The sequence below is a fragment of the Nonomuraea sp. NPDC004702 genome, from assembly GCF_053601695.1.
This window is the reverse complement of the sequence record NZ_JBSGCE010000016.1, coordinates 139,280-158,397: the sequence shown is the minus strand read 5'-3', so window position 1 is coordinate 158,397 and position 19,118 is coordinate 139,280. Positions and strand designations below refer to the sequence as shown.

The window sequence follows — 19,118 nt, the reverse complement described above, 5'->3', positions numbered from 1 at the left end:
ATTGAGCGCGAACCCTTGCGGGACGGCCCCGGAACTCGCAAGAATCGCGGCCATGCACGGCAACCCGATGCCGGACTCCTACGTATATGTCACCGAAGAGGGCGTCACCCGCCACTACGCCGACGGCAGCGTCGAAGCCCTCGCGTGGGAGGACGTGGTGGAGGTCCGGGTCGCCACCGAATCCGGGGAAGACGTCCACTACATCCTGCTCGATCGGGACGGCGAAGGCTGCGTGGTGCCGCGTTCCGCGACCGATGCCACCTTTGTCGCCCGGCTACGCTACTTGCCCGATTTCGATCTCGACCGGCTGAACCTGGCCGCCGATTCCGTGCGTGACGGAGTTGTGGTCGTGTGGCGCAGCCCTGATCCGCCGTCCGCATTGCCGGACCTGGAGTACGACTAGCGGCTCCGCCTCCCGGTCACCTGGCGAAATGTCGCCATAAACCTCACATTTTCTCGCTCTGATGCTGCACTTTTGGATCGTTCCGTCAACCCCCGAAACCCCTAGATCGACGTCCGATTGTGGACATTTCCCGTTATTCCCCAGGTTGGAATCGATCTTTACTCTTTAGTGGGGGCCGCCGCCCTTGATAACGCATGGGTCATTGTCAACCTATGCGGCACAAGGAACGTCCTGTTATCGCGGTGAAAGCAGTTATCACAGGGTGGTGCTATGAGGGTGGGGACTGGGGAGTCCACTGCTGTGCTCCTCGAGGCCGCGCCACGCCTTGAGTCCAACATCTGGACCCGGGCGTATCTGCGGCTCCTGTTGGGCGGGGACACGGCGTGCGCGTTGTTCGCGTGCGCGTGCGTGCTGGGCGTACGCCTGGCCTCCGGCGTGTACGTGCCGATCGCCGAGTACGTGCTCGGGCTCGGCCTGCTCGTCGTCTGGCCGGTCGCGCTCATGATGGCGGGCGCGTACCGTCAGCGCGCCAACGGCGAGGGCACCGAGGAGTTCAAGGCCGTCTTCACCGGCGGCATCGGGCTGATGGCCACCACGGCCATCCTGGCCTACGCCACGCAGACGGCCATCGCGCGCAGCTTCGTCATGGCGATGCTGCCGCTGGTGCTGCTGGCCACGCTCTACTTCCGCTACCGCATGCGCAAGCGGCTTCATCGCAGGCGGGCGATCGGCGAGTACATGCGGCAGGTGATCGCGGTCGGGCACCGGGAGTCGATCCTCGACCTCGTCGTGCAGTTCCGCCGGCAGCCGCACCACGGCATGCAGGTGGTGGGCGCCTGCCTGCCGCACGACACGCTCGACGTCGACCTCGACGGCATCCCCGTGATGGGCTCCTTCGGCGACGTCGCCGAGGTCGTGGCCCATTCGCGGGCCGACGCGGTGGCCGTCCTGGCCTGTCCCGAGCTGGACGGCGCGGCGCTGCGCCGGCTGGCCTGGAGCCTGGAGACCGCGCGCACCGACCTGTTCGTCGCGCCCGCGCTCATGGACGTCGCCGGCCCGCGCATCAGCATCAGGCCGGTGGCCGGGATGCCGCTGCTGCACGTCGAGCACCCGGAGTTCGACGGCACCCGGCAGCTCGTGAAGGCGGCCTTCGACCGGCTGGTGGCCGGCGCGGCCCTGCTCGTGCTCGCGCTGCCGCTGCTGACGCTCGCCCTGGTGATCAGGCTCACCAGCCGGGGGCCCGCGCTGTTCCACCAGACCAGGGTGGGCAGGGGCGGCCGGGAGTTCCGGGTGGTGAAGTTCCGCACGATGGTGGTGGACGCGGAACGGCTCAAGCACCAGCTTCTCGCGGCGAACGAGTTCGACGGCGTGCTGTTCAAGATAAGGAACGATCCAAGGATCACCCGCGTCGGCGCGTTCCTGCGCCGCTACTCGCTGGACGAGCTGCCGCAGCTGCTCAACGTCATCCGTGGTGAGATGTCCCTCGTCGGCCCCCGGCCGCCGCTGCCGGAGGAGGTCGCCAGGTACGGCGCCGACGTGCGCCGCCGTCTGGTGGTCAAGCCGGGCATGACCGGCCTCTGGCAGGTCAGCGGGCGCTCCGACCTGACGTGGGAGGAATCCGTCCGGCTCGACCTGCGCTACGTGGAGAACTGGTCGCTCCTGCTCGACCTGCAGATCCTGTGGAAGACCTGGTCCGTCGTCACCCGTGGAGAAGGGGCTTACTAGCAGTGAAGGCACTCGTGCTCGCCGGAGGGTCGGGCACACGGCTCCGGCCCATCACGCACACCTCGGCCAAGCAGCTGGTCCCCGTCGCCAACAAGCCGGTCCTGTTCTACGGGCTGGAGGCCATCGCGGCGGCCGGGATCCGGGAGCTCGGCCTGGTGGTCGGGGACACGCAGGCGGAGATCGAGACGGCCGTGGGGGACGGCTCGGCGTTCGGGCTGCAGATCACCTACCTCCGCCAGGAGGCGCCGCTCGGGCTGGCCCACGGCGTGCTGATCGCCCGCGAGTTCCTCGGCGACGACGACTTCGTCATGTACCTGGGCGACAACTTCGTCGTCGGCGGCATCAACGACCTGGTGGACCGGTTCGTCAGGGAACGTCCCGCCGCGCAGATCATGCTGACCAGGGTCGGCGATCCCGGCCAGTTCGGGGTCGCCGAGCTGGACGCGAGGGGCCGGGTGGTCGGCCTGGAGGAGAAGCCGGCCCGGCCCAAGAGCGACCTGGCGCTGGTCGGCGTGTACCTGTTCAGCCCGGCGATCCACGCCGCCGTCGCCGAGCTCAAGCCGTCGTGGCGGGGGGAGCTGGAGATCACCGACGCCATCCAGTGGCTGATCGAGGCCGGGCTGCGCGTGGAGTCGTCGGTGATCTCGGGATACTGGAAGGACACCGGCAACGTCACCGACATGCTGGAGGTCAACCGGCTGGTCCTGGAGTCGGTCGAGCCCGGCGTGCGCGGGCGGGTCGACGAGGCCAGCGAGCTGATCGGCCGGGTCGTGGTCGAGCCGGACGCGGTGGTCGAGCGCTCCCGCGTGGTCGGCCCGGCGATCATCGGCCGGGGAGCGCGCGTCCAGGACAGCTACGTCGGGCCGTTCACCTCGGTCGGCGCGTCGTGCGTGGTCACCGGCAGCGAGATCGAATACTCGATCCTGCTGCCCCGGGCGTCCATCGACGGCGTCGGCCGGATCGAGGCGTCACTGATCGGCCACGACGTCGAGGTCACCCGAGCGCCCAACACGCCCAGAGCCCACCGTCTCGTGCTGGGCGATCACAGCAAGGTACAGATCACTACATGACAAGAATTCTGGTGACCGGCGGCGCGGGATTCATCGGCTCCCACTTCGTCCGGGGGCTGCACGACGCGTACGTCACGGTCCTCGACAAGCTCACCTACGCGGGGAACCGGGCCAACCTCGAAGGGGTGCGGCACGAGTTCGTCCACGGCGACATCTGCGACGCCGAGCTGCTGCGCGAGGTCGTCCCCGGGCACGACCTGGTGGTGAACTTCGCCGCCGAGTCCCACGTCGACCGGTCGATCGAGGGCGCCGCCGCCGAGTTCATGCGGACCAACGTGCTCGGCACCCAGACGCTGCTGCAGGCGTGCCTGGAGGCGGGCACGCCGAAGGTCGTCCAGGTCTCGACGGACGAGGTCTACGGGTCGATCGACATCGGCTCCTGGGACGAGTCCGCGCCGGTGCGCCCGCGGTCGCCGTACGCGGCCAGCAAGGCGGGCGGTGACCTGATCGCCCGCTCGTACGCGATCACCTACGGCCTGAACGTGTCGATCACCCGCTGCGGCAACAACTACGGCCCCCGGCAGTACCCGGAGAAGCTGATCCCGCTGTTCGTCACGAACCTGCTGCGCGGCCGCCCGGTCCCGCTGTACGGCGACGGCGGGAACGTGCGCGACTGGATCCACGCCGAGGACCACTGCGCCGGCATCCGCCTGGTCGCCGAGAAGGGCGAACCCGGCGAGATCTACCACATCGCCGGCACCGCCGAGCTGACGAACAAGGAGCTGACCGCCCGCCTGCTCGAAGCCTGCGGCCGCGGCTGGGACTCGGTGCGCCACGTCGAGGACCGCAAGGGCCACGACCGCCGGTACTCCCTGGACGACAGCAAGCTGCGCAAGCTCGGCTACCGCCCGGAGATCCCGTTCGACCAGGGGTTGAAGGACACGATCCGCTGGTACGCCGAGCACCGCGACTGGTGGCCCGCGTGACCGGGCGCCTGCCATGAGGTGGCTCGTCACGGGCGGCGGCGGGATGCTGGCCGCCGACGTCCTGGAACGGGCCGTGCTGACCGGCGAGCCGGTGCTCGCGCTCGCCCGTTCCGAGCTCGACCTGTGCGACCGGCGCGCGGTGCGCGACTTCGTCGCCGCCTACCGGCCGGGCGTGGTGGTCAACTGCGCCGCCTGGACCGCCGTGGACGACGCCGAGACCCACGAGGCCGAGGCGCTGGAGATCAACGGGCACGCGGTGGGCTGGCTGGCCGAGAGCTGCGCGCGGGCCGGGGCGCGGCTCGTGCACGTCTCCACCGACTACGTCTTCGACGGCACCGCGCCGGGCCCGTACCCGGAGGACGCGCCGACCGCGCCGGTGAACGCGTACGGCAGGACCAAGCTCGCCGGCGAGCGGGCGGCGCTGGAGCACGGGCACCACGTGGTGCGCAGCGCCTGGCTGTACGGCGCGGCCGGCCCCAACTTCGTCCGGACCATGATCAGGCTGGCGGCCGAGCGCGACACCGTGGACGTGGTCGACGACCAGCACGGCCAGCCGACGTGGACCGCCGACCTGGCCGACTACCTGGTACGGCTGGCGCGCTCCGAGCTGCCGCCGGGCGTCTACCACGGCACCAGCTCCGGGGAGACGACATGGTGCGGCCTGGCCAAGGAGATCTTCACGCTGCTCGGCCTGGACCCGGACCGGGTGCGCCCGGTGAGCTCGGCGGGCTTCCCCCGGCCGGCCCGGCGGCCGGCCAACAGCGTGCTCGCGCACACGAAGGGAGAGCCGATCCGGCACTGGCACGAGGCGCTGCGCGCGGCCTGGCCGGTGCTGACCCGCGGGCGCCGGTGCGGCGTCGCGTAGGCGGCGCGGTGCTGTGGATCATGGTGGCGGGCCTCGCGGGCTGGGCGGGGCTGCGGCTGCTCGGGTGGGAGCCGAAGTTCCTGTGGTCGCAGCTCGTGTCGTTCACGCCGTACGCGGCGGCGCTGTCGGTGGTGCCGCTGGCGTTCGCGCTCTACCTGCGTGCCGGGGCGCTGATCGCCGCCGCGCTCGCCGTGACGTGCGCGTTCGCGGTGGCCGTCGTGCCGCGCGCGGTGCCCGAGGGCAACCCGCCGGCCGCCGGGCCGGTGCTGCGGGTGCTGGCGGTCAACCTGCTGCACTCCTCCGTGCTGCCGCCGGTGCTGGTGGAGACGGTCGAGCGCGAGCGGCCCGACGTGCTGCACCTGCTGGAGTTCACCGGCCTGATGCGGGAGCGGGTGGAGGAGCTGGGGCTGACGCGGCTGCTGCCGTACCGGATCGTGCTGCCGGGGGAGGACTCGTCGGGGGCGGCGATCTACTCGCGGTACCCGTTGCGGGCCGCGGACTCGCCGATCGCGGCGCCGCCCTTCGAGGAGAGCCCGCGCCACCTGCCCGCCGTCGTCACGCTGCCGGGCGGGCGGGAGGCCGAGATCGTCGCCGTGCACGCGTGCGCGCCCTCGGAGGGCTGGCGCACGGCCTGCTGGGCGTCGAGCATCCGGGCGCTGCCGCCCGCCGGCGGCCGCCTGCGGATCCTGGCCGGGGACTTCAACTCCACGCTCGACCACGCGGTGCTGCGCGACCTGATCGCCACCGGCTACCGGGACGCCGCCGACGTCACCGGAAAGGGGCTCTCCATGACCTGGCCCTACTACGAGCAGCCGCGGCTGTTCCCGAAGGTGGCCATCGACCACGTGCTGGCCGACCGGCGGATCGCGGTCCGGAGCTTCCAGACCCTGCGGGTGCCGCGGACCGACCACCGGGCCACGCTCACCGAGCTGGTCCTTCCTTGATGTGACGTTTCCGGAGCTGAGACCGATATGTCATGGACACCCAGGGGGACGGATGACGAGGTTGCCGGAGCGGAAGACGGTGTTCGGCACCGTGCTGGACGCCCTCACCATGAACCAGGTGATCGCCCGCTGCGTGGCGGCCGTCGCGGAGGGCGGCAGGCTGACCATCGGCGTGGTGAACGCCGCCAAGGTGGTCAACATGCGCGCGGACGCCGCCCTGCGCCAGTCGGTGCTGGACAGCGACCTCGTGCTGGCCGACGGGCAGGCGGTGGTCTGGGCGGCGCGGGCGCTCGGTCACCGGATCCCCGAGCGGGTGGCGGGCATCGACCTGTTCACCGAGCTGATGGCCGAGGGCGGCCGGCGCGGCTACCGGGCGTACTTCCTGGGCGCGACCGGTGAGGTGCTGGCCGGGGTGCTGGACGAGGTGCGCGCCCGCTACCCGGGGCTGGCCGTCGCCGGCTCCCGCGACGGCTACTTCGCGCCGGAGGAGTCGGCCGAGGTCGCCGCCGAGATCGCCGCCTCGCGGGCCGACCTGCTGTTCCTGGGCATCACCTCGCCGAAGAAGGAGATCTTCATCCGCGAGTGGGGCGAGCGCACCGGGGCGCGGATCATCCACGGCGTGGGCGGCTCGTTCGACGTGCTGGCCGGGCGTACCCGCAGGGCGCCGGTGCGCTGGCAGCGATCAGGGCTGGAATGGCTCTACCGCATGCTCCAGGAGCCGCTGCGGCTCGGGCCGCGCTACGTGCGCACCAACGGCAGTTTCCTGCTCCTGGTGGTCAGGGAGTGGGCCGGTGTCAGACGCAGGATCGAGGAGACGACGTGACGGATCACCGGATCGCTCTGCTGAGCTCCGGCCACCAGGACTTCGTGCGGGGCATGCTGGACCTGTCGGTACGCGGCCTGCCTCCCGGCTACGCCGACGGCGGCTTCGTCTTCACCCGCCGGGGCCGGCGACAGCCCGACGGCACGTGGACGGCCGTGCCCGAGGGGCGCAGCATCCGCTACTCCGCGATCGTCGCGCTCGGCGTGGCCACCCTGGAGGAGGCCCGGCAGCGGGCGGCGCTGGCCGGCGACGACGTCCTCGACCTGGTGGGGAACCTGGTCAAGCGGCTTCCCGAAGTGAGCGGCGCCGGTGACGCGGCGCTGATCTGCTGGGCGGCGGCCGAGGCCGGGCACGCCGACCTCGACCTGGCCCTGAGCCGCCTGGCCGAGCTGGACGCGGGTGGGCAGATCCACACCGTCGAGGCGGCGTGGGTGCTGGCCGCCCTGGTCGCGGCCGGGGTGCGCGACGGCCGGGCCGAACGCGCCCGCGAGCGGCTGCTCGGCGGGCTGGCCGGCAACCGGCTCTACCCGCACGCGCTCGGCCGGGGCGCGCTGGTGCCGCGCTACCGCGCCCACGTGGGCTGCTTCGCCGACCAGGTCTACCCGCTGCAGGCGCTGGCCCGGCTGCACGCCGCCACCGGGGACGCCGAGGCGCTGCGGGCCGCCGAGCAGGTGGCCGCGGGCATCTGCCGGGCGCAGGGGCCGGAGGGGGAGTGGTGGTGGCACTACGACGCCCGTACCGGCTCGGTGGTGGAGGGGTATCCGGTGTACAGCGTGCACCAGCTCTCCATGGGTCCGATGGCGCTGCTGGACCTGGCCGACGCGGGCGGCACGGCGTACGTGGCGGAGATCTCCAAGGGGCTCGACTGGATGATCGAGCGGCCCTCGTTCGTGCTCGACGACCTGGCGCTGACCTGGCGGAAGGAGGCCAGGGCCGATCCGCGCAAGCTGGTGCGCGGGCTGCGGGCGATGGCGACGGGCGTGCACAAGGAGATGCGGCTCGGCGTCCTGGACCGGGTCTACCCGCCGGTCGCCGTGGACCGGGAGTGCCGGCCGTACGAGCTGGGGTGGTTGCTGTACGCGTGGCTGGCCAGATGCGGACAAAGCGCGTGACTTAGCCCTGAATCGGTGCGATAGATCGATCCAGGGCTCGGGGGATTTTTCCGTTTCAAGGGGGTTCCCGTGTTACGGCGGCTTCGCCATGCGCTTTTTTCCGTCCTGCTGATCACGACCGGGCTGGCGATCGTCGCGCCGCCGCCCGCGCAGGCACTGCCGGGCAGCTTCCAAAGACAGGTGGTCTTCAGCGGCCTGACCAATCCGACCAACATCGAGTTCGCCTCGGACGGCCGGGTGTTCGTCGCCGAGAAGAGCGGCCTGATCAAGGTCTTCGACTCACTCACCGACACCACGCCGGCGATCTACGCCGACCTGCGCACGCAGGTGCACAACTTCTGGGATCGCGGGCTCCTCGGCCTGGCCCTGCACCCGGACTTCCCGGCCGACCCGCGCATCTACGTGCTGTACTCCTACGACGCCGTGCCCGGCGGCAGCGCGCCGCGCTGGGGCGCCGCGGGCGTGAGCGCCGACCCGTGCCCGACCCCGCCCGGCGCGACCGGTGACGGCTGCCTGATCACCGGGCGGTTGTCCGTGCTGACGCCCTCGGGCGGCTCGGTCGCCGAGACGCCGCTGATCACCGGCTGGTGCCAGCAGCACCCCAGCCACTCCGTCGGCGACCTGGCGTTCGGCCCCGACGGCATGCTCTACGTCAGCGGCGGCGACGGCGCCAGCTTCAACTTCGCCGACTACGGCCAGGACAACGTGACCAGCTCCGACGTCACGCCGGACAACCCCTGCGGCGACCCGCCCTCGCCCGTGGGCACCGCGCTCAGCCCGCCGGCCGCCGAGGGCGGCGCGCTGCGCTCGCAGGACCTGCGCACCGGCGGCGACCCGGCGGGCCTGAACGGCAGCATCATCAGGGTCGACCCGGACACCGGCGCGGCCGCCCCCGGCAACCCGAACGCGGGCAGCAGCGACCCCAACGCGGCCAGGATCATCGCCTACGGCCAGCGCAACCCGTTCCGCATCACCGTACGGCCCGGCACGAACGAGATCTGGGCGGGCGAGGTCGGCTGGAACACCTACGAGGAGATCAACCGGATCGCCTCGCCCACCGGCCCGGTCAGCAACTTCGGCTGGCCCTGCTACGAGGGCCCGGCCCGGCAGGGCGGCTACGACAACCTGAACCTGACGCTCTGCGAGAACCTGTACGCCGCGGGCCCGACGGCCGTGACGCAGCCGTACTTCGCCTGGAACCACGCCTCCAAGCCCGCGCCCAACGACCCGTGCCCGTCAGGCGGATCGTCCTCCAGCGGCGTCGCGTTCTACGAGGGCGGCTCCTACCCGCACGCCTACGACGGCGCGCTGTTCTTCTCCGACTTCAGCAGGTCGTGCGTCTGGGTCATGACCAAGGGCGCGAACGGCCTGCCCGACCCGGCCACGGTGACCACGTTCGACTCCGGGATGCCCGCCGTGGAGGTGCAGACCGGCCCCGGCGGCGACCTGTTCGCGGTCGACTACACCAACGGGCAGATCGTCCGCTACATCTACGCCAACCACCCGCCGTCGGCCGTCATCAGGGCGAGCGCCACCGCCGGCGTCGAACCCCTCACGGTGAACTTCACCGCCGCCGACTCCGGCGACGCCGACGGCGACCCGCTGACCTTCCAGTGGGACCTGGACGGCGACGGCGAGCTCGACGACTCCACCGCGACCGCGCCGTCCTTCACCTACAGCCAGCGCGGCTCCTACGTCGTGCGGCTGCGGGCGAGCGACGGCCACGGCGGACAGGGGGACGCCACCGTCACGATCAACGTGGGCAACACCTCGCCGCAGGCGACGATCAACACGCCGTCCACCGGGCTCACCTGGGCGGTAGGCGACACGATCGCCTACTCGGGCACCGCCACCGACGCCCAGGAGGGGACCATCCCCGGCTCGCGGATGGTGTGGAAGCTGAGCCTGATGCACTGCCCGCTCACCTGCCACGAGCACGAGATCACCTCGACCACCGGCACCAGCGGCACGTTCGTCGCGCCCGACCACGAATACCCCTCCTACCTGAAGCTCTCCCTGACCGCGACGGACGCGCAGGGCCTCACCGACATCAAGAGCGTGGTGCTGCAGCCGAAGACGGTGAACGTCGGCTTCGAGACCTCGCCCTCCGGCCTGCAGATCGGCTTCAACAGCGAGCAGTCCGTGACCCCCTTCACCAGGACGGTGATCGTGGGCTCCCACAACTCGATCTCCGCGCCGTCGCCGCAGAGCGCGGACGGCTTCACCCACACCTTCGCCTCCTGGTCCGACGGCGGCGCGGTCAGCCACGACATCACCGCCCCGGCCACCGGCGTGACCTACACGGCCACCTTCGAGCGGGCCCAGGGCCCCGACGGGCTGGTGGCCGCGTACGGGATGAACGAGGGCGCGGGCACGGCGGTCGCCGACTCCTCCGGCAAGGGCAACGCCGGGACGGCGGCGAGCACCACGTGGAGCGCGAGCGGCAGGTTCGGCAAGGCGTTGTCGTTCGACGGCACGTCGAGCTGGGTGACCGTGGCCGACTCGGCCTCGCTGCACCTGACCGGCGGGATGACGCTGGAGGCGTGGGTGCGCCCGACCAGCGTGACGGGCTGGCGGACGGTGCTGATGAAGGAGTTCGGCGCCGACCTGGACTGGGCGCTCATGGCCAGCGGCGGCAGCGGCCCGGCGGCGTTCGTCCACACCTTTGCGGGCACGAACGCGCAGGCGCCGGGCAACCTGCCGCTGAACACGTGGAGCCACGTGGCGGCGACCTACGAGGGCAGCCGGCTGCGGCTGTACGTGAACGGCAGCGAGGTGGGCGGCACCTCGATGTACGGCAACCTGCGCACCGGGACGGGCCCGCTGCGCATCGGCGGCAACAGCGGCTCCGGCGAGCACTTCAGCGGCCTGATCGACGAGGTGCGCGTCTACGACCGGGCGCTCACCCCGGCGCAGATCACCACCGACATGAACACCCCCGTCGGCCCCCAGGGGCCGCCCGACACCACGCCGCCGACCGCGCCCGGCCCGCTGACCGCGACCGGCGGCCCGGGCAGCGCGCAGCTCGTCTGGACGCCCGCGACCGACAACGTCGGGGTGACCGGGTACACCGTCCACCGCTCCCCGACCGCGGGGTTCACCCCGTCGGGGGCCAACCAGGTGGGCTCGACCGGCGGGCCGGCGTTCGTCGACTCGGGGGTCGCGCCGGGCACGTACTACTACCGGGTGGTGGCCTTCGACGCCGCCAGCAACACCGGGCCGCCGTCCAACGAGGTGTCGGCGGTCGTGACCCAGCCGCCCGCCGTCAGCGGCCTGGTGGCCGCGTACGGCATGAACGCGAGCAGCGGCACGGCCGTCGCCGACTCCTCCGGCGCCGGCAACAACGGCACCGCCACCGCGGCGACCTGGGTGGCCGGCAAGTACGGCCAGGCGTTGTCGTTCAACGGCACGTCGAGCTGGGTGACCGTGGCCGACTCCGCCTCGCTGCACCTGACCGACGCCATGACGCTGGAGGCGTGGGTGCGCCCGTCCAGCATGGACGGCTGGCGGACGGTGCTGATGAAGGAGTTCGGCGCGGACCTAGCCTGGGCGATCATGAGCAGCGGCAGCAACGGCAGCCCGTCGGCCTTCATCCACACCTCCTCGGGGGTGAACGCGCAGGCGCCGAACTACCTGACGTTGAACGCCTGGAGCCACGTGGCCGCCACCTACGACGGCTCCACGCTGCGGTTCTACGTCAACGGCGTGGAGGTGGCCACCAACCCCACGGGCGGCGACCTGCGCATCGGTACGAGCCCGCTGCGGATCGGCGGGAACAGCGGCTCCGGTGACTACTTCAACGGCCTGATCGACGAGGTGCGGATCTACAACAAGGTGCTCACCCGGGCCCAGATCGGCACCGACATGAACACGCCGGTCAGCTAGCTCCGGCTGCTCTCGTCGCGCAGCCAGGTGGTGTAGTCGCCCGCGCGGATCGCGCGGGCGGCCCGCCGCCTGGCCAGCACGGCCATCGCGGCGAAGACCACCGCCGCGCCCGCCAGGCGCGGCTCCTTCGCCACGATGGCCGCCAGGTCGCGCGGGCCGGTGCGCTCGCCCGCTCCGGCCGAGGTGCGCTCCAGCTCGGTGACGCTGGTCATGGCGCGGACCCGGCGGCGCAGCAGGTCGGCGACGGTGCGCGGCGGATGGATCACCGCGCGGGCGGTGCCGACGATCACACGTTCGCCGGGCGTGAACGCCAGCGAGGCGGTCAGGTCGTCGGCCATCACCGGCGGCAGCGCGCGCAGCCGCTCGTTGCCTGCGCCGTTCACCGCGATCACGCCCCGGGCGAACAGCCCGGCGCGGACGTGCGGCAGCCGCGTCCAGATCGCGTAGTAGGCGCGCACCGGCCACGGGCGGTCGGCCAGCGTCAGGTCCCGCTCCGGCGCGGCGGCGAGCGGCCCGTCCGGCGCGGCCAGCACGGCCGCCAGCGCGCGCGCCGAGGCCGTGCTGAGCTCGATGTCGGCGTCCACGTACAGGCGGGGGTAGCCGCGGGCGGCCGCGTCGCCCAGGCGCAGCGCCGCGCTCTTGGACGGGACGGGCGTGGTCAGCACCCGGACGTCGTACGGCCGGGCCACCTCCGCCGTGCCGTCGGTGCAGCCGTTGGCCACGACCACCACGTCGAACTCGCCGGGCGCCGCCTCGCCGAGCAGGCCGTCCAGCAGCCGGCCGAGCACCTTGGCCTCGTTGTGGGCCGGGATCACGACGCTCACCACGATGGGAGGATCCCCGCGTCGCGGGCCTGCTTGAGCGTGGGGGCGGCGGCGTCCTTCGCCGACAGGACCGGCTCCACGTCGATCGGCCACTCGATGGCGAGATCGGGGTCGAGCGGGTGGATGCCGTGCTCGTGGGCCGGGTCGTACGGGGAGGAGCAGAGGTAGACGACCGTGGCCGACTCGCTGAGGGCCATGAAGCCATGACCTAACCCCTCGGTCAGGAAGATGCCCTGGCGCGAGACGTCGTCCAGCCGCACCGCCTCCCACCGCCCGTACGTCGGCGAGCCCACGCGGACGTCCACCACGACGTCCATGGCCTCGCCCGCCACGCACATGACGTATTTGGCCTGGCCGGGCGGCACGTCGGCGAAGTGGATGCCGCGCAGCACGCCCCGGCCGGAGACCGAGCAGTTGACCTGGGCCAGCTCGATCGAGCGCCCTGTCGCCTCCCGCAGGTCGGCGGCGCGGAAGCTTTCCAGGAAAACGCCCCGGGGATCGCTGAGGATGCGGGGGGTGTAGAGCAATGCTCCATCGATGCTCAGGCGTTTCATGAAGACACTTGTAACACTCATTGCCGCTCACCCGAAGTATGGCTGTGGGTTTCCAAAGGGGGAAATCTTGTCATTTCTGGGTGGGGCCCTTTGTTGATGACATCGTGCCGGTTGTGCGGCTCGACGGACCTGGTCGGCGTGGTGGATCTCGGGGCGACACCGCCCTGTGAGCTCTTCCTCACGGCGGAACAACTCGATCAGCCCGAGCTCACCTATCCCCTTCATCTGCGGGTTTGCACGGGCTGCTGGCTGGCCCAGATCCCGCCGTTGATCACACCGGAAGAGACATTCACCGAATACGCCTACTTCGCGTCATTTTCTGCCTCCTGGGTGGAGCACGCGCGGCGGTTCGTCGACACGGCCGTGGAACGGTTGAAGCCGTCGTTCGTGGTCGAGGTGGCCAGCAACGACGGCTACCTGCTGCAGCACGTGGTCGGACGCGGCATCCGGTGCCTCGGCATCGAGCCGTCGGCCAACGTGGGGCAGGCGGCCAAGGACAAGGGCGTGCCGACGCTCACCGCGTTCCTCACCCCGGAGACGGGCGCGTCGGTGCGGGACGGGAACGGTCCCGCCGACCTGGTGGTGGCCAACAACGTCTACGCGCACATCCCCGACGTCATCGGCTTCACCAAGGGGCTGCGCGCCCTGGTGGCCGACGACGGATGGGTCTCGATCGAGGTCCAGCACCTGCTCACGCTCGTGGAGCTGAACCAGTACGACACGATCTACCACGAGCACTTCCAGTACTACACGGTGGCCTCCGCGCAGCGGGCGCTGGCGAGCGGCGGCCTGACCCTGGTCGACGTCGAGCTGCTGCCCACCCACGGCGGGTCGATCCGGCTGTGGGCGCGGCCCTCGGGCAGCCCGTCCGGCCGCGTGCTCGACGTGCTCGCCAGGGAGAAGGCCGCCGGGCTGCACGACCTCTCCGGATACGCGGGGTTCGCGGAGCGGGTCGCCCGCGTCCGCCGCGACCTGCTCCGATTCCTGATCACCGCCGCCGAGGAGGGCAAGACGGTCGCCGGGTACGGCGCGCCGGGCAAGGGCAACACGCTGCTCAACCACTGTGGCATCCGGCCGGATCTGCTGGCCTACACCGTGGATCGCAATCCGTACAAACACGGCAGGTTCACGCCGGGCACCAGGATCCCGATCGCTCCGCCGGAGCGCATCGCCCAGGACCGTCCGGACTATGTGCTGGTCCTGCCGTGGAACCTGCGCGAAGAGCTCACCGCTCAGCTCTCCTATGTGCACGAATGGGGAGGCCGGCTGGTCTTCCCGATCCCACACCTGGAGGTCGTGTGAAGGTTGTCTTGTTCTGCGGAGGATTCGGCACCCGGATGCGGACCGGTGTGCCGGGCGAGGTGCCCAAACCGATGGCGCTCGTCGGTCCGCGACCGCTGCTCTGGCACGTGATGCGCTACTACGCCCACTTCGGACACAAGGAGTTCATCCTGTGCCTGGGGTACGGCGCCCACCACATCAAGGACTTCTTCCTCGGCTACCAGGAGGCCACCTCCAACGACTTCGTGCTGCGCGGCGGCAAGGTCGAGCTGCTGTCGAGCGACATCTCCGACTGGTCCATCTCGTTCGTGCAGACCGGGACGGACTCCCCGATCGGGGAGCGGTTACGCCGGGTCCGCAGCCATCTGGGCGACGACGAGGTGTTCCTCGCCAACTACGCCGACGTGCTCACCGACGCGCCGCTGCCCGAGATCATCGACCGGTTCACCGAGTCCGGCGCGGCCGCCTCGATGATGGTGGTGCCGCCGTCCCAGACCTTCCACTGCGTGGACGTCGGCGAGAACGGGCTGGTCGGCGGCATCTCGCCGGTCAGTGAGATGCCGGTGTGGGTCAACGGCGGCTACTTCGTGCTGACCCAGGAGATCTTCGAGCACATCCCGGAGAACGGCGACCTGGTCGCCGACGGCTGCGCCGAGCTGGCCAAGCGCGGACGCTTGCTGGCCTACCCCCATCGCGGCTACTGGCGGCCCACCGACACCGTCAACCAGCGCATGGAGCTGGACGAGGCGTACTCGCGCGGCGTGCGCCCGTGGGCTCTGTGGGAACGGTCCCGGTGATCGGACTGCGTCCCGGGGGCGTGACCTCCGTCGTGGCGCTCGCCGCGCACTGCGACGACCTGGCGATCGGAGCCGGCGGCAGCCTGCTGACGATCTGCGCCGCCCGTCCCGGCGTGCGCGTGGACGCGCTGGTGCTGTCCGGCGGCGGGACCGAGCGGGAGGACGAGGAGCGCGCCGCGCTGGCCGACTTCTGCCCCGGCGCGGACCTGCGGGTGAGCGTGCTCAAGCTGCCCGACGGCTACCTGCCGGCCCGCTGGGAGGAGGCCAAGGCCGCGGTCGAGGAGCTGCGCGCCCGCACCGAGCCGGGCCTGATCCTGGCGCCCTGGCGCGGCGACGCCCACCAGGACCACCGGGGGCTGGCCGAGCTGGTGCCCACCGCCTTCCGCGACCACCTGACGCTCGGCTACGAGATCGTCAAGTGGGACGGCGACCTGGCCGCCCCCGCGGTCTACCAGCCGCTCACGCCGGAGGTGGCCGAGCGCAAGGCGGACCTGCTCCAGCGCCACTACGCCTCGCAGCGGCACCGCCCCTGGTACGACCGCGAGGCGTTCCTGGGCCTGGCCCGCATCCGGGGCATCGAATGCCACACGCGGTACGCCGAGGCGTTCCACGTGTCCAAGCTGACCGTCGATCTGGAGAACTGATGCGGGTACTTCTCACCGGCCACCAGGGCTACCTGGGCAGCGTGATGGCCCCCGTCCTGGCCGAGGCCGGGCACCAGGTCGTCGGCCTGGACTCCGGCCTGTTCGCCGACTGCGTGCTCGGGCCCGAGCCCGAGCCGGTCGAGGCGCACGCCGTGGACCTGCGCGACGCCGGCCCCGAGCACGTCGCCGGGTTCGACGCGGTGATCCACCTGGCCGCCCTGTCCAACGACCCGCTCGGCGCGCTCGCGCCCGACCTGACCTACGACATCAACCACCACGCCTCCGTACGGCTGGCCAGGCTGGCCAAGGACGCGGGCGTGCGCCGCTTCCTGTACGCCTCCACCTGCTCGGTCTACGGCGCCTCCGGCGGCGCGGACCTGCTGGACGAGGAGGCCCCGCTGCGCCCGGTCACGCCGTACGCCGAGTCGAAGGTGCGGGTCGAGGACGACCTGACCGCGCTGGCCGACGACGACTTCACCCCGGTGTTCCTGCGCAACGCCACCGCCTTCGGGTTCTCGCCGCGGCTGCGCGCCGACATCGTGCTGAACAACCTGGTGGGCCACGCGCACCTGACCGGCGAGGTCCGGGTGTTGTCCGACGGCACCCCGTGGCGTCCGCTGGTGCACGCCAGGGACATCGCCGACGCGTTCGCCGCCGCCCTGACCGCGCCGCGCGAGGCCGTGCACGCCACGGCCTTCAACGTGGGCACCGAGGCCAACAACGTGACCGTGGCCGAGATCGCGGCCGAGGTGGTCGCGGCCGTCCCAGGCTCGACGCTGACGATCACCGGCGAGACGGGCGCCGACCCGCGCTCCTACCGCGTCGACTTCTCCCGGATCAGGTCCGCCCTGGGCTACGAGGCCCGCTGGACGGTCAAGGCGGGCGCCGTCGAGCTCATCGACGCCTACCGCGAGCACGGCCTGACCCGGCACGACTTCGACCGCCGCTTCACCAGGCTGGCCCGGCTCGCCGACCGGCGCGAGGCCGGCACCGTCGACGCCACCCTGCGGCCATGACCGGCCCGGAGATGCACGACCTGGTACGGCGGCTCTACCCGTTGTGCCGCAGCATCACCGGCGACGGCCTGCGCCGCACCCTGGAGATCATCGGTGGCTCGATCCCGCTGGAGATCACCGAGGTTCCGACGGGCACGCAGGTGCTCGACTGGACGATCCCCCGCGAGTGGAACATCCGCGACGCCTACGTCAAGGACGCCGCCGGGAACCGGGTCGTCGACTTCCGGCGCAGCAACCTGCACGTCGTCGGCTACAGCGCGCCGGTCGAGGCCACCATGTCGCTGGCCGAGCTGCGCGGGCGCCTGCACACGCTGCCCGGCCAGCCGGACCTGGTGCCGTACCGGACCAGCTACTACGCCGAGACCTGGGGCTTCTGCCTGAGCCAGAACACCCTGGACGGGCTGGCGGAAGGCCCGTACGAGGTCAGGATCGACTCCACGCTCGCCGACGGCCACCTGACCTACGGCGAGCACGTGATCCGGGGCCGCAGCTCGGAGGAGGTGCTGATCTCCTGCCACGTGTGCCATCCCTCGCTGGCCAACGACAACCTGGCCGGGGTGGCGGTGGCGGTGTCGCTGGCCCAGCGGCTCCTCGACCCGTGGTACACCTACCGGTTCGTGTTCGCGCCCGGCACCATCGGCGCGATCACCTGGCTGGCGCTCAACCGCGAGCGCGTGGACCGGATCAGGCACGGCCTCACCCTGGCCTGCGCCGGGGACGCCGGGACGATCACCTACAAGCGCAGCAGGCGCGGCGACGCCGAGATCGACCAGGTCTTCGCGCACGTGCTCAAGGACCGGCCGCACACCCTCCTGGACTTCTCGCCCTACGGCTACGACGAGCGGCAGTACTGCTCGCCGGGGTTCGACCTGCCCGTGGGCTCGCTGACCAGGACGCCCTACGGGGGTTACCCGGAGTACCACACCTCGGCCGACGATCCGGACTTCGTGCGGCCCGAGGCCATGGAGGACACCCTGGAGACGCTGTGGAGCGCCGTACGGGTCCTGGAGGGCAACCGCCGCTACCAGAACCTCAGCCCGTACGGCGAGCCCCAGCTCGGGGCGCGCGGCCTGTACGGCTCGCTGGGCGGCCGCAGTGACACGAAACAGGCCCAGATGGCGATGTTGTGGGTGCTCAACCTTTCCGACGGGCGGCACAGCCTGCTCGACATCGCGGAACGGTCGAACCTGCCGTTCCAGGCATTGGCGGACGCGGCGAACGCCCTGCAGAACGCGGGCCTGCTGAAGGAGTGGGTGGATTGAGCCTGGCGCTGAAAGTCGGCGACGTGGTCGAGGTTCTCAGTGCTGAAGAGATCCTGGCGACCCTCGATGAGCGCGGAGAGCTGGACAGCCTCCCGTTCATGCCGGAGATGCTGCGGTTCTGCGGGCAACGGCTGACCGTCCACAAGGTGGCCAACAAGCTCTGCGACACGATGACCAGGACCGGGATGCGGAAGATGGAGGACGCCGTCCACCTGACCGGCTCCCGCTGCGACGGCACGGCCCACGGCGGCTGCCAGACGGCCTGCCTGCTCTACTGGAAGACGTCCTGGCTGCGGAAGGTCGACGGGCCGCCCACGGCCGAGGAGCGGGTCCGTCCCGAGCGGCCGCTGCTGCCGCTGCTGGAGGTCAACACCCGCAAGGAGCCCGCGCCGGACGGCGAGGAACGGTTCCGCTGCCAGGCGACCGAGCTGCTGCGGGCCGCCCCCGAGCTGCTTCCGTTCCGCGACCTGGGCCAGTACGTCACCGACGTCCGGGTGGGCAACGCCGGGATCGCCTCGACCGTCCGGACGTTGTTCTTCGGCCTGTTCAACCGCTACCAGCGGCTGTCCAGGAGGTTCCCCCGGGCGCTGCGCTTCAGGGGCGGCCTGGACTGGGGGTTCGTGCAGCCCGGCCCGCACACCGGCCCGGCCCCGACCGGGACGACCGACCTCCAGCCGGGCGAGCTGGTCCGGATCAAGTCCAAGGACGAGATCGTCGCCACGCTCACCACCAAGGGGTTCAACCGGGGGCTGGGCTTCGAGGAGGACATGGCCCGGTCGTGCGGCAAGGTCGCCCGGGTGACCGCGCGGGTCGAGCGCTGCATCGACGAGAAGACCGGAAAGCTGCTTGAGATGAAAAATCCGTGCATCGCCTTGGACGGAATCATCTGCGACGGCGTGTACAAGTCCAACTGCCCCCGCGCGTTCATCCCGTTCTGGCGGGAGATCTGGCTGGAGCGGGTCAACGAGCAAAAGTAGCGGGTCAACG

17 protein-coding genes are annotated in these 19,118 nt (G+C 71.3%); 15 read left to right on the top strand and 2 right to left on the bottom strand.

The annotated features are described in order from the left end of the window. The first annotated feature begins 52 nt into the window (after positions 1-52). From ACWEJ6_RS21860 to ACWEJ6_RS21820, 9 genes are all read left to right on the top strand, one after another. Positions 53-403 carry a hypothetical protein gene (locus ACWEJ6_RS21860; protein WP_397154515.1) on the top strand — a complete coding sequence of 117 codons (351 nt, stop codon included), beginning with the start codon at positions 53-55 and terminating at the stop codon, positions 401-403. Between the two features lie 270 nt (positions 404-673). Further along, positions 674-2,128, top strand: coding sequence for a sugar transferase (locus ACWEJ6_RS21855; protein WP_397154513.1), 1,455 nt, complete (start codon positions 674-676; stop codon positions 2,126-2,128). 2 nt (positions 2,129-2,130) lie between these two features. After that, positions 2,131-3,198 (top strand): glucose-1-phosphate thymidylyltransferase, encoded by a 1,068-nt coding sequence (locus tag ACWEJ6_RS21850; protein ID WP_452425753.1) that lies wholly within the window; start codon positions 2,131-2,133, stop codon positions 3,196-3,198. Further along, entirely contained in the window at positions 3,195-4,124 is a 930-nt protein-coding gene (gene rfbB, locus ACWEJ6_RS21845; protein ID WP_364327168.1) for a dTDP-glucose 4,6-dehydratase, read from the top strand. Before ACWEJ6_RS21850 ends, rfbB begins: the two co-directional genes overlap by 4 nt. Positions 4,125-4,137: 13 nt before the next feature. Then, positions 4,138-4,989 carry a dTDP-4-dehydrorhamnose reductase gene (gene rfbD, locus ACWEJ6_RS21840; protein WP_452425751.1) on the top strand — a complete coding sequence of 284 codons (852 nt, stop codon included), beginning with the start codon at positions 4,138-4,140 and terminating at the stop codon, positions 4,987-4,989. Next, on the top strand, positions 4,974-5,933 hold the full coding sequence (locus tag ACWEJ6_RS21835) for an endonuclease/exonuclease/phosphatase family protein (RefSeq protein ID WP_397154507.1): 960 nt from the start codon (positions 4,974-4,976) through the stop codon (positions 5,931-5,933). The genes rfbD and ACWEJ6_RS21835 overlap by 16 nt, the downstream gene beginning before the upstream one ends. A 52-nt stretch (positions 5,934-5,985) precedes the next feature. Next, positions 5,986-6,756, top strand: a complete 771-nt coding sequence (locus ACWEJ6_RS21830; protein WP_364327159.1) for a WecB/TagA/CpsF family glycosyltransferase — start codon at positions 5,986-5,988, stop codon at positions 6,754-6,756. Continuing rightward, entirely contained in the window at positions 6,753-7,868 is a 1,116-nt protein-coding gene (locus ACWEJ6_RS21825) for a hypothetical protein (protein WP_397154503.1), read from the top strand. Before ACWEJ6_RS21830 ends, ACWEJ6_RS21825 begins: the two co-directional genes overlap by 4 nt. Before the next feature lie 69 nt (positions 7,869-7,937). Next, the gene (locus ACWEJ6_RS21820) at positions 7,938-11,753 is read left to right on the top strand and encodes a LamG-like jellyroll fold domain-containing protein (RefSeq protein ID WP_452425748.1); all 3,816 of its coding nucleotides are present in this window, start codon (positions 7,938-7,940) and stop codon (positions 11,751-11,753) included. Here the strand turns inward: ACWEJ6_RS21820 and ACWEJ6_RS21815 are convergent. Both ACWEJ6_RS21815 and rfbC read right to left on the bottom strand, forming a co-directional pair. Next, the gene (locus ACWEJ6_RS21815) at positions 11,750-12,580 is read right to left on the bottom strand and encodes a glycosyltransferase (RefSeq protein ID WP_452425746.1); all 831 of its coding nucleotides are present in this window, start codon (positions 12,578-12,580) and stop codon (positions 11,750-11,752) included. The two genes, ACWEJ6_RS21820 and ACWEJ6_RS21815, sit on opposite strands and share 4 nt — an antisense overlap. After that, complete coding sequence (gene rfbC / locus ACWEJ6_RS21810; RefSeq protein WP_364327147.1) at positions 12,574-13,131, bottom strand: dTDP-4-dehydrorhamnose 3,5-epimerase; 558 nt, start codon at positions 13,129-13,131, stop codon at positions 12,574-12,576. The genes ACWEJ6_RS21815 and rfbC overlap by 7 nt, the downstream gene beginning before the upstream one ends. A 96-nt stretch (positions 13,132-13,227) precedes the next feature. Here rfbC and ACWEJ6_RS21805 point away from each other — a divergent pair, with 96 nt between their 5' ends. From ACWEJ6_RS21805 to ACWEJ6_RS21780, 6 genes are read left to right on the top strand one after another with little or no spacing between them, the layout of a single operon-like run. Next, positions 13,228-14,433 carry a class I SAM-dependent methyltransferase gene (locus tag ACWEJ6_RS21805; RefSeq protein WP_387678349.1) on the top strand — a complete coding sequence of 402 codons (1,206 nt, stop codon included), beginning with the start codon at positions 13,228-13,230 and terminating at the stop codon, positions 14,431-14,433. Next, positions 14,430-15,209 (top strand): sugar phosphate nucleotidyltransferase, encoded by a 780-nt coding sequence (locus ACWEJ6_RS21800; protein ID WP_364327144.1) that lies wholly within the window; start codon positions 14,430-14,432, stop codon positions 15,207-15,209. The genes ACWEJ6_RS21805 and ACWEJ6_RS21800 overlap by 4 nt, the downstream gene beginning before the upstream one ends. Beyond that, complete coding sequence (locus ACWEJ6_RS21795) at positions 15,206-15,853, top strand: PIG-L deacetylase family protein (protein WP_352364726.1); 648 nt, start codon at positions 15,206-15,208, stop codon at positions 15,851-15,853. Before ACWEJ6_RS21800 ends, ACWEJ6_RS21795 begins: the two co-directional genes overlap by 4 nt. Next, positions 15,853-16,869, top strand: coding sequence for an NAD-dependent epimerase/dehydratase family protein (locus tag ACWEJ6_RS21790; protein ID WP_397213721.1), 1,017 nt, complete (start codon positions 15,853-15,855; stop codon positions 16,867-16,869). The genes ACWEJ6_RS21795 and ACWEJ6_RS21790 overlap by 1 nt, the downstream gene beginning before the upstream one ends. Continuing rightward, positions 16,866-18,131, top strand: a complete 1,266-nt coding sequence (locus ACWEJ6_RS21785; RefSeq protein WP_452425743.1) for a DUF4910 domain-containing protein — start codon at positions 16,866-16,868, stop codon at positions 18,129-18,131. The genes ACWEJ6_RS21790 and ACWEJ6_RS21785 overlap by 4 nt, the downstream gene beginning before the upstream one ends. Then, positions 18,119-19,108: a hypothetical protein gene (locus tag ACWEJ6_RS21780; protein ID WP_452425741.1), complete on the top strand. Its 990-nt coding sequence runs from the start codon at positions 18,119-18,121 to the stop codon at positions 19,106-19,108. The genes ACWEJ6_RS21785 and ACWEJ6_RS21780 overlap by 13 nt, the downstream gene beginning before the upstream one ends. Positions 19,109-19,118 lie beyond the last annotated feature (10 nt).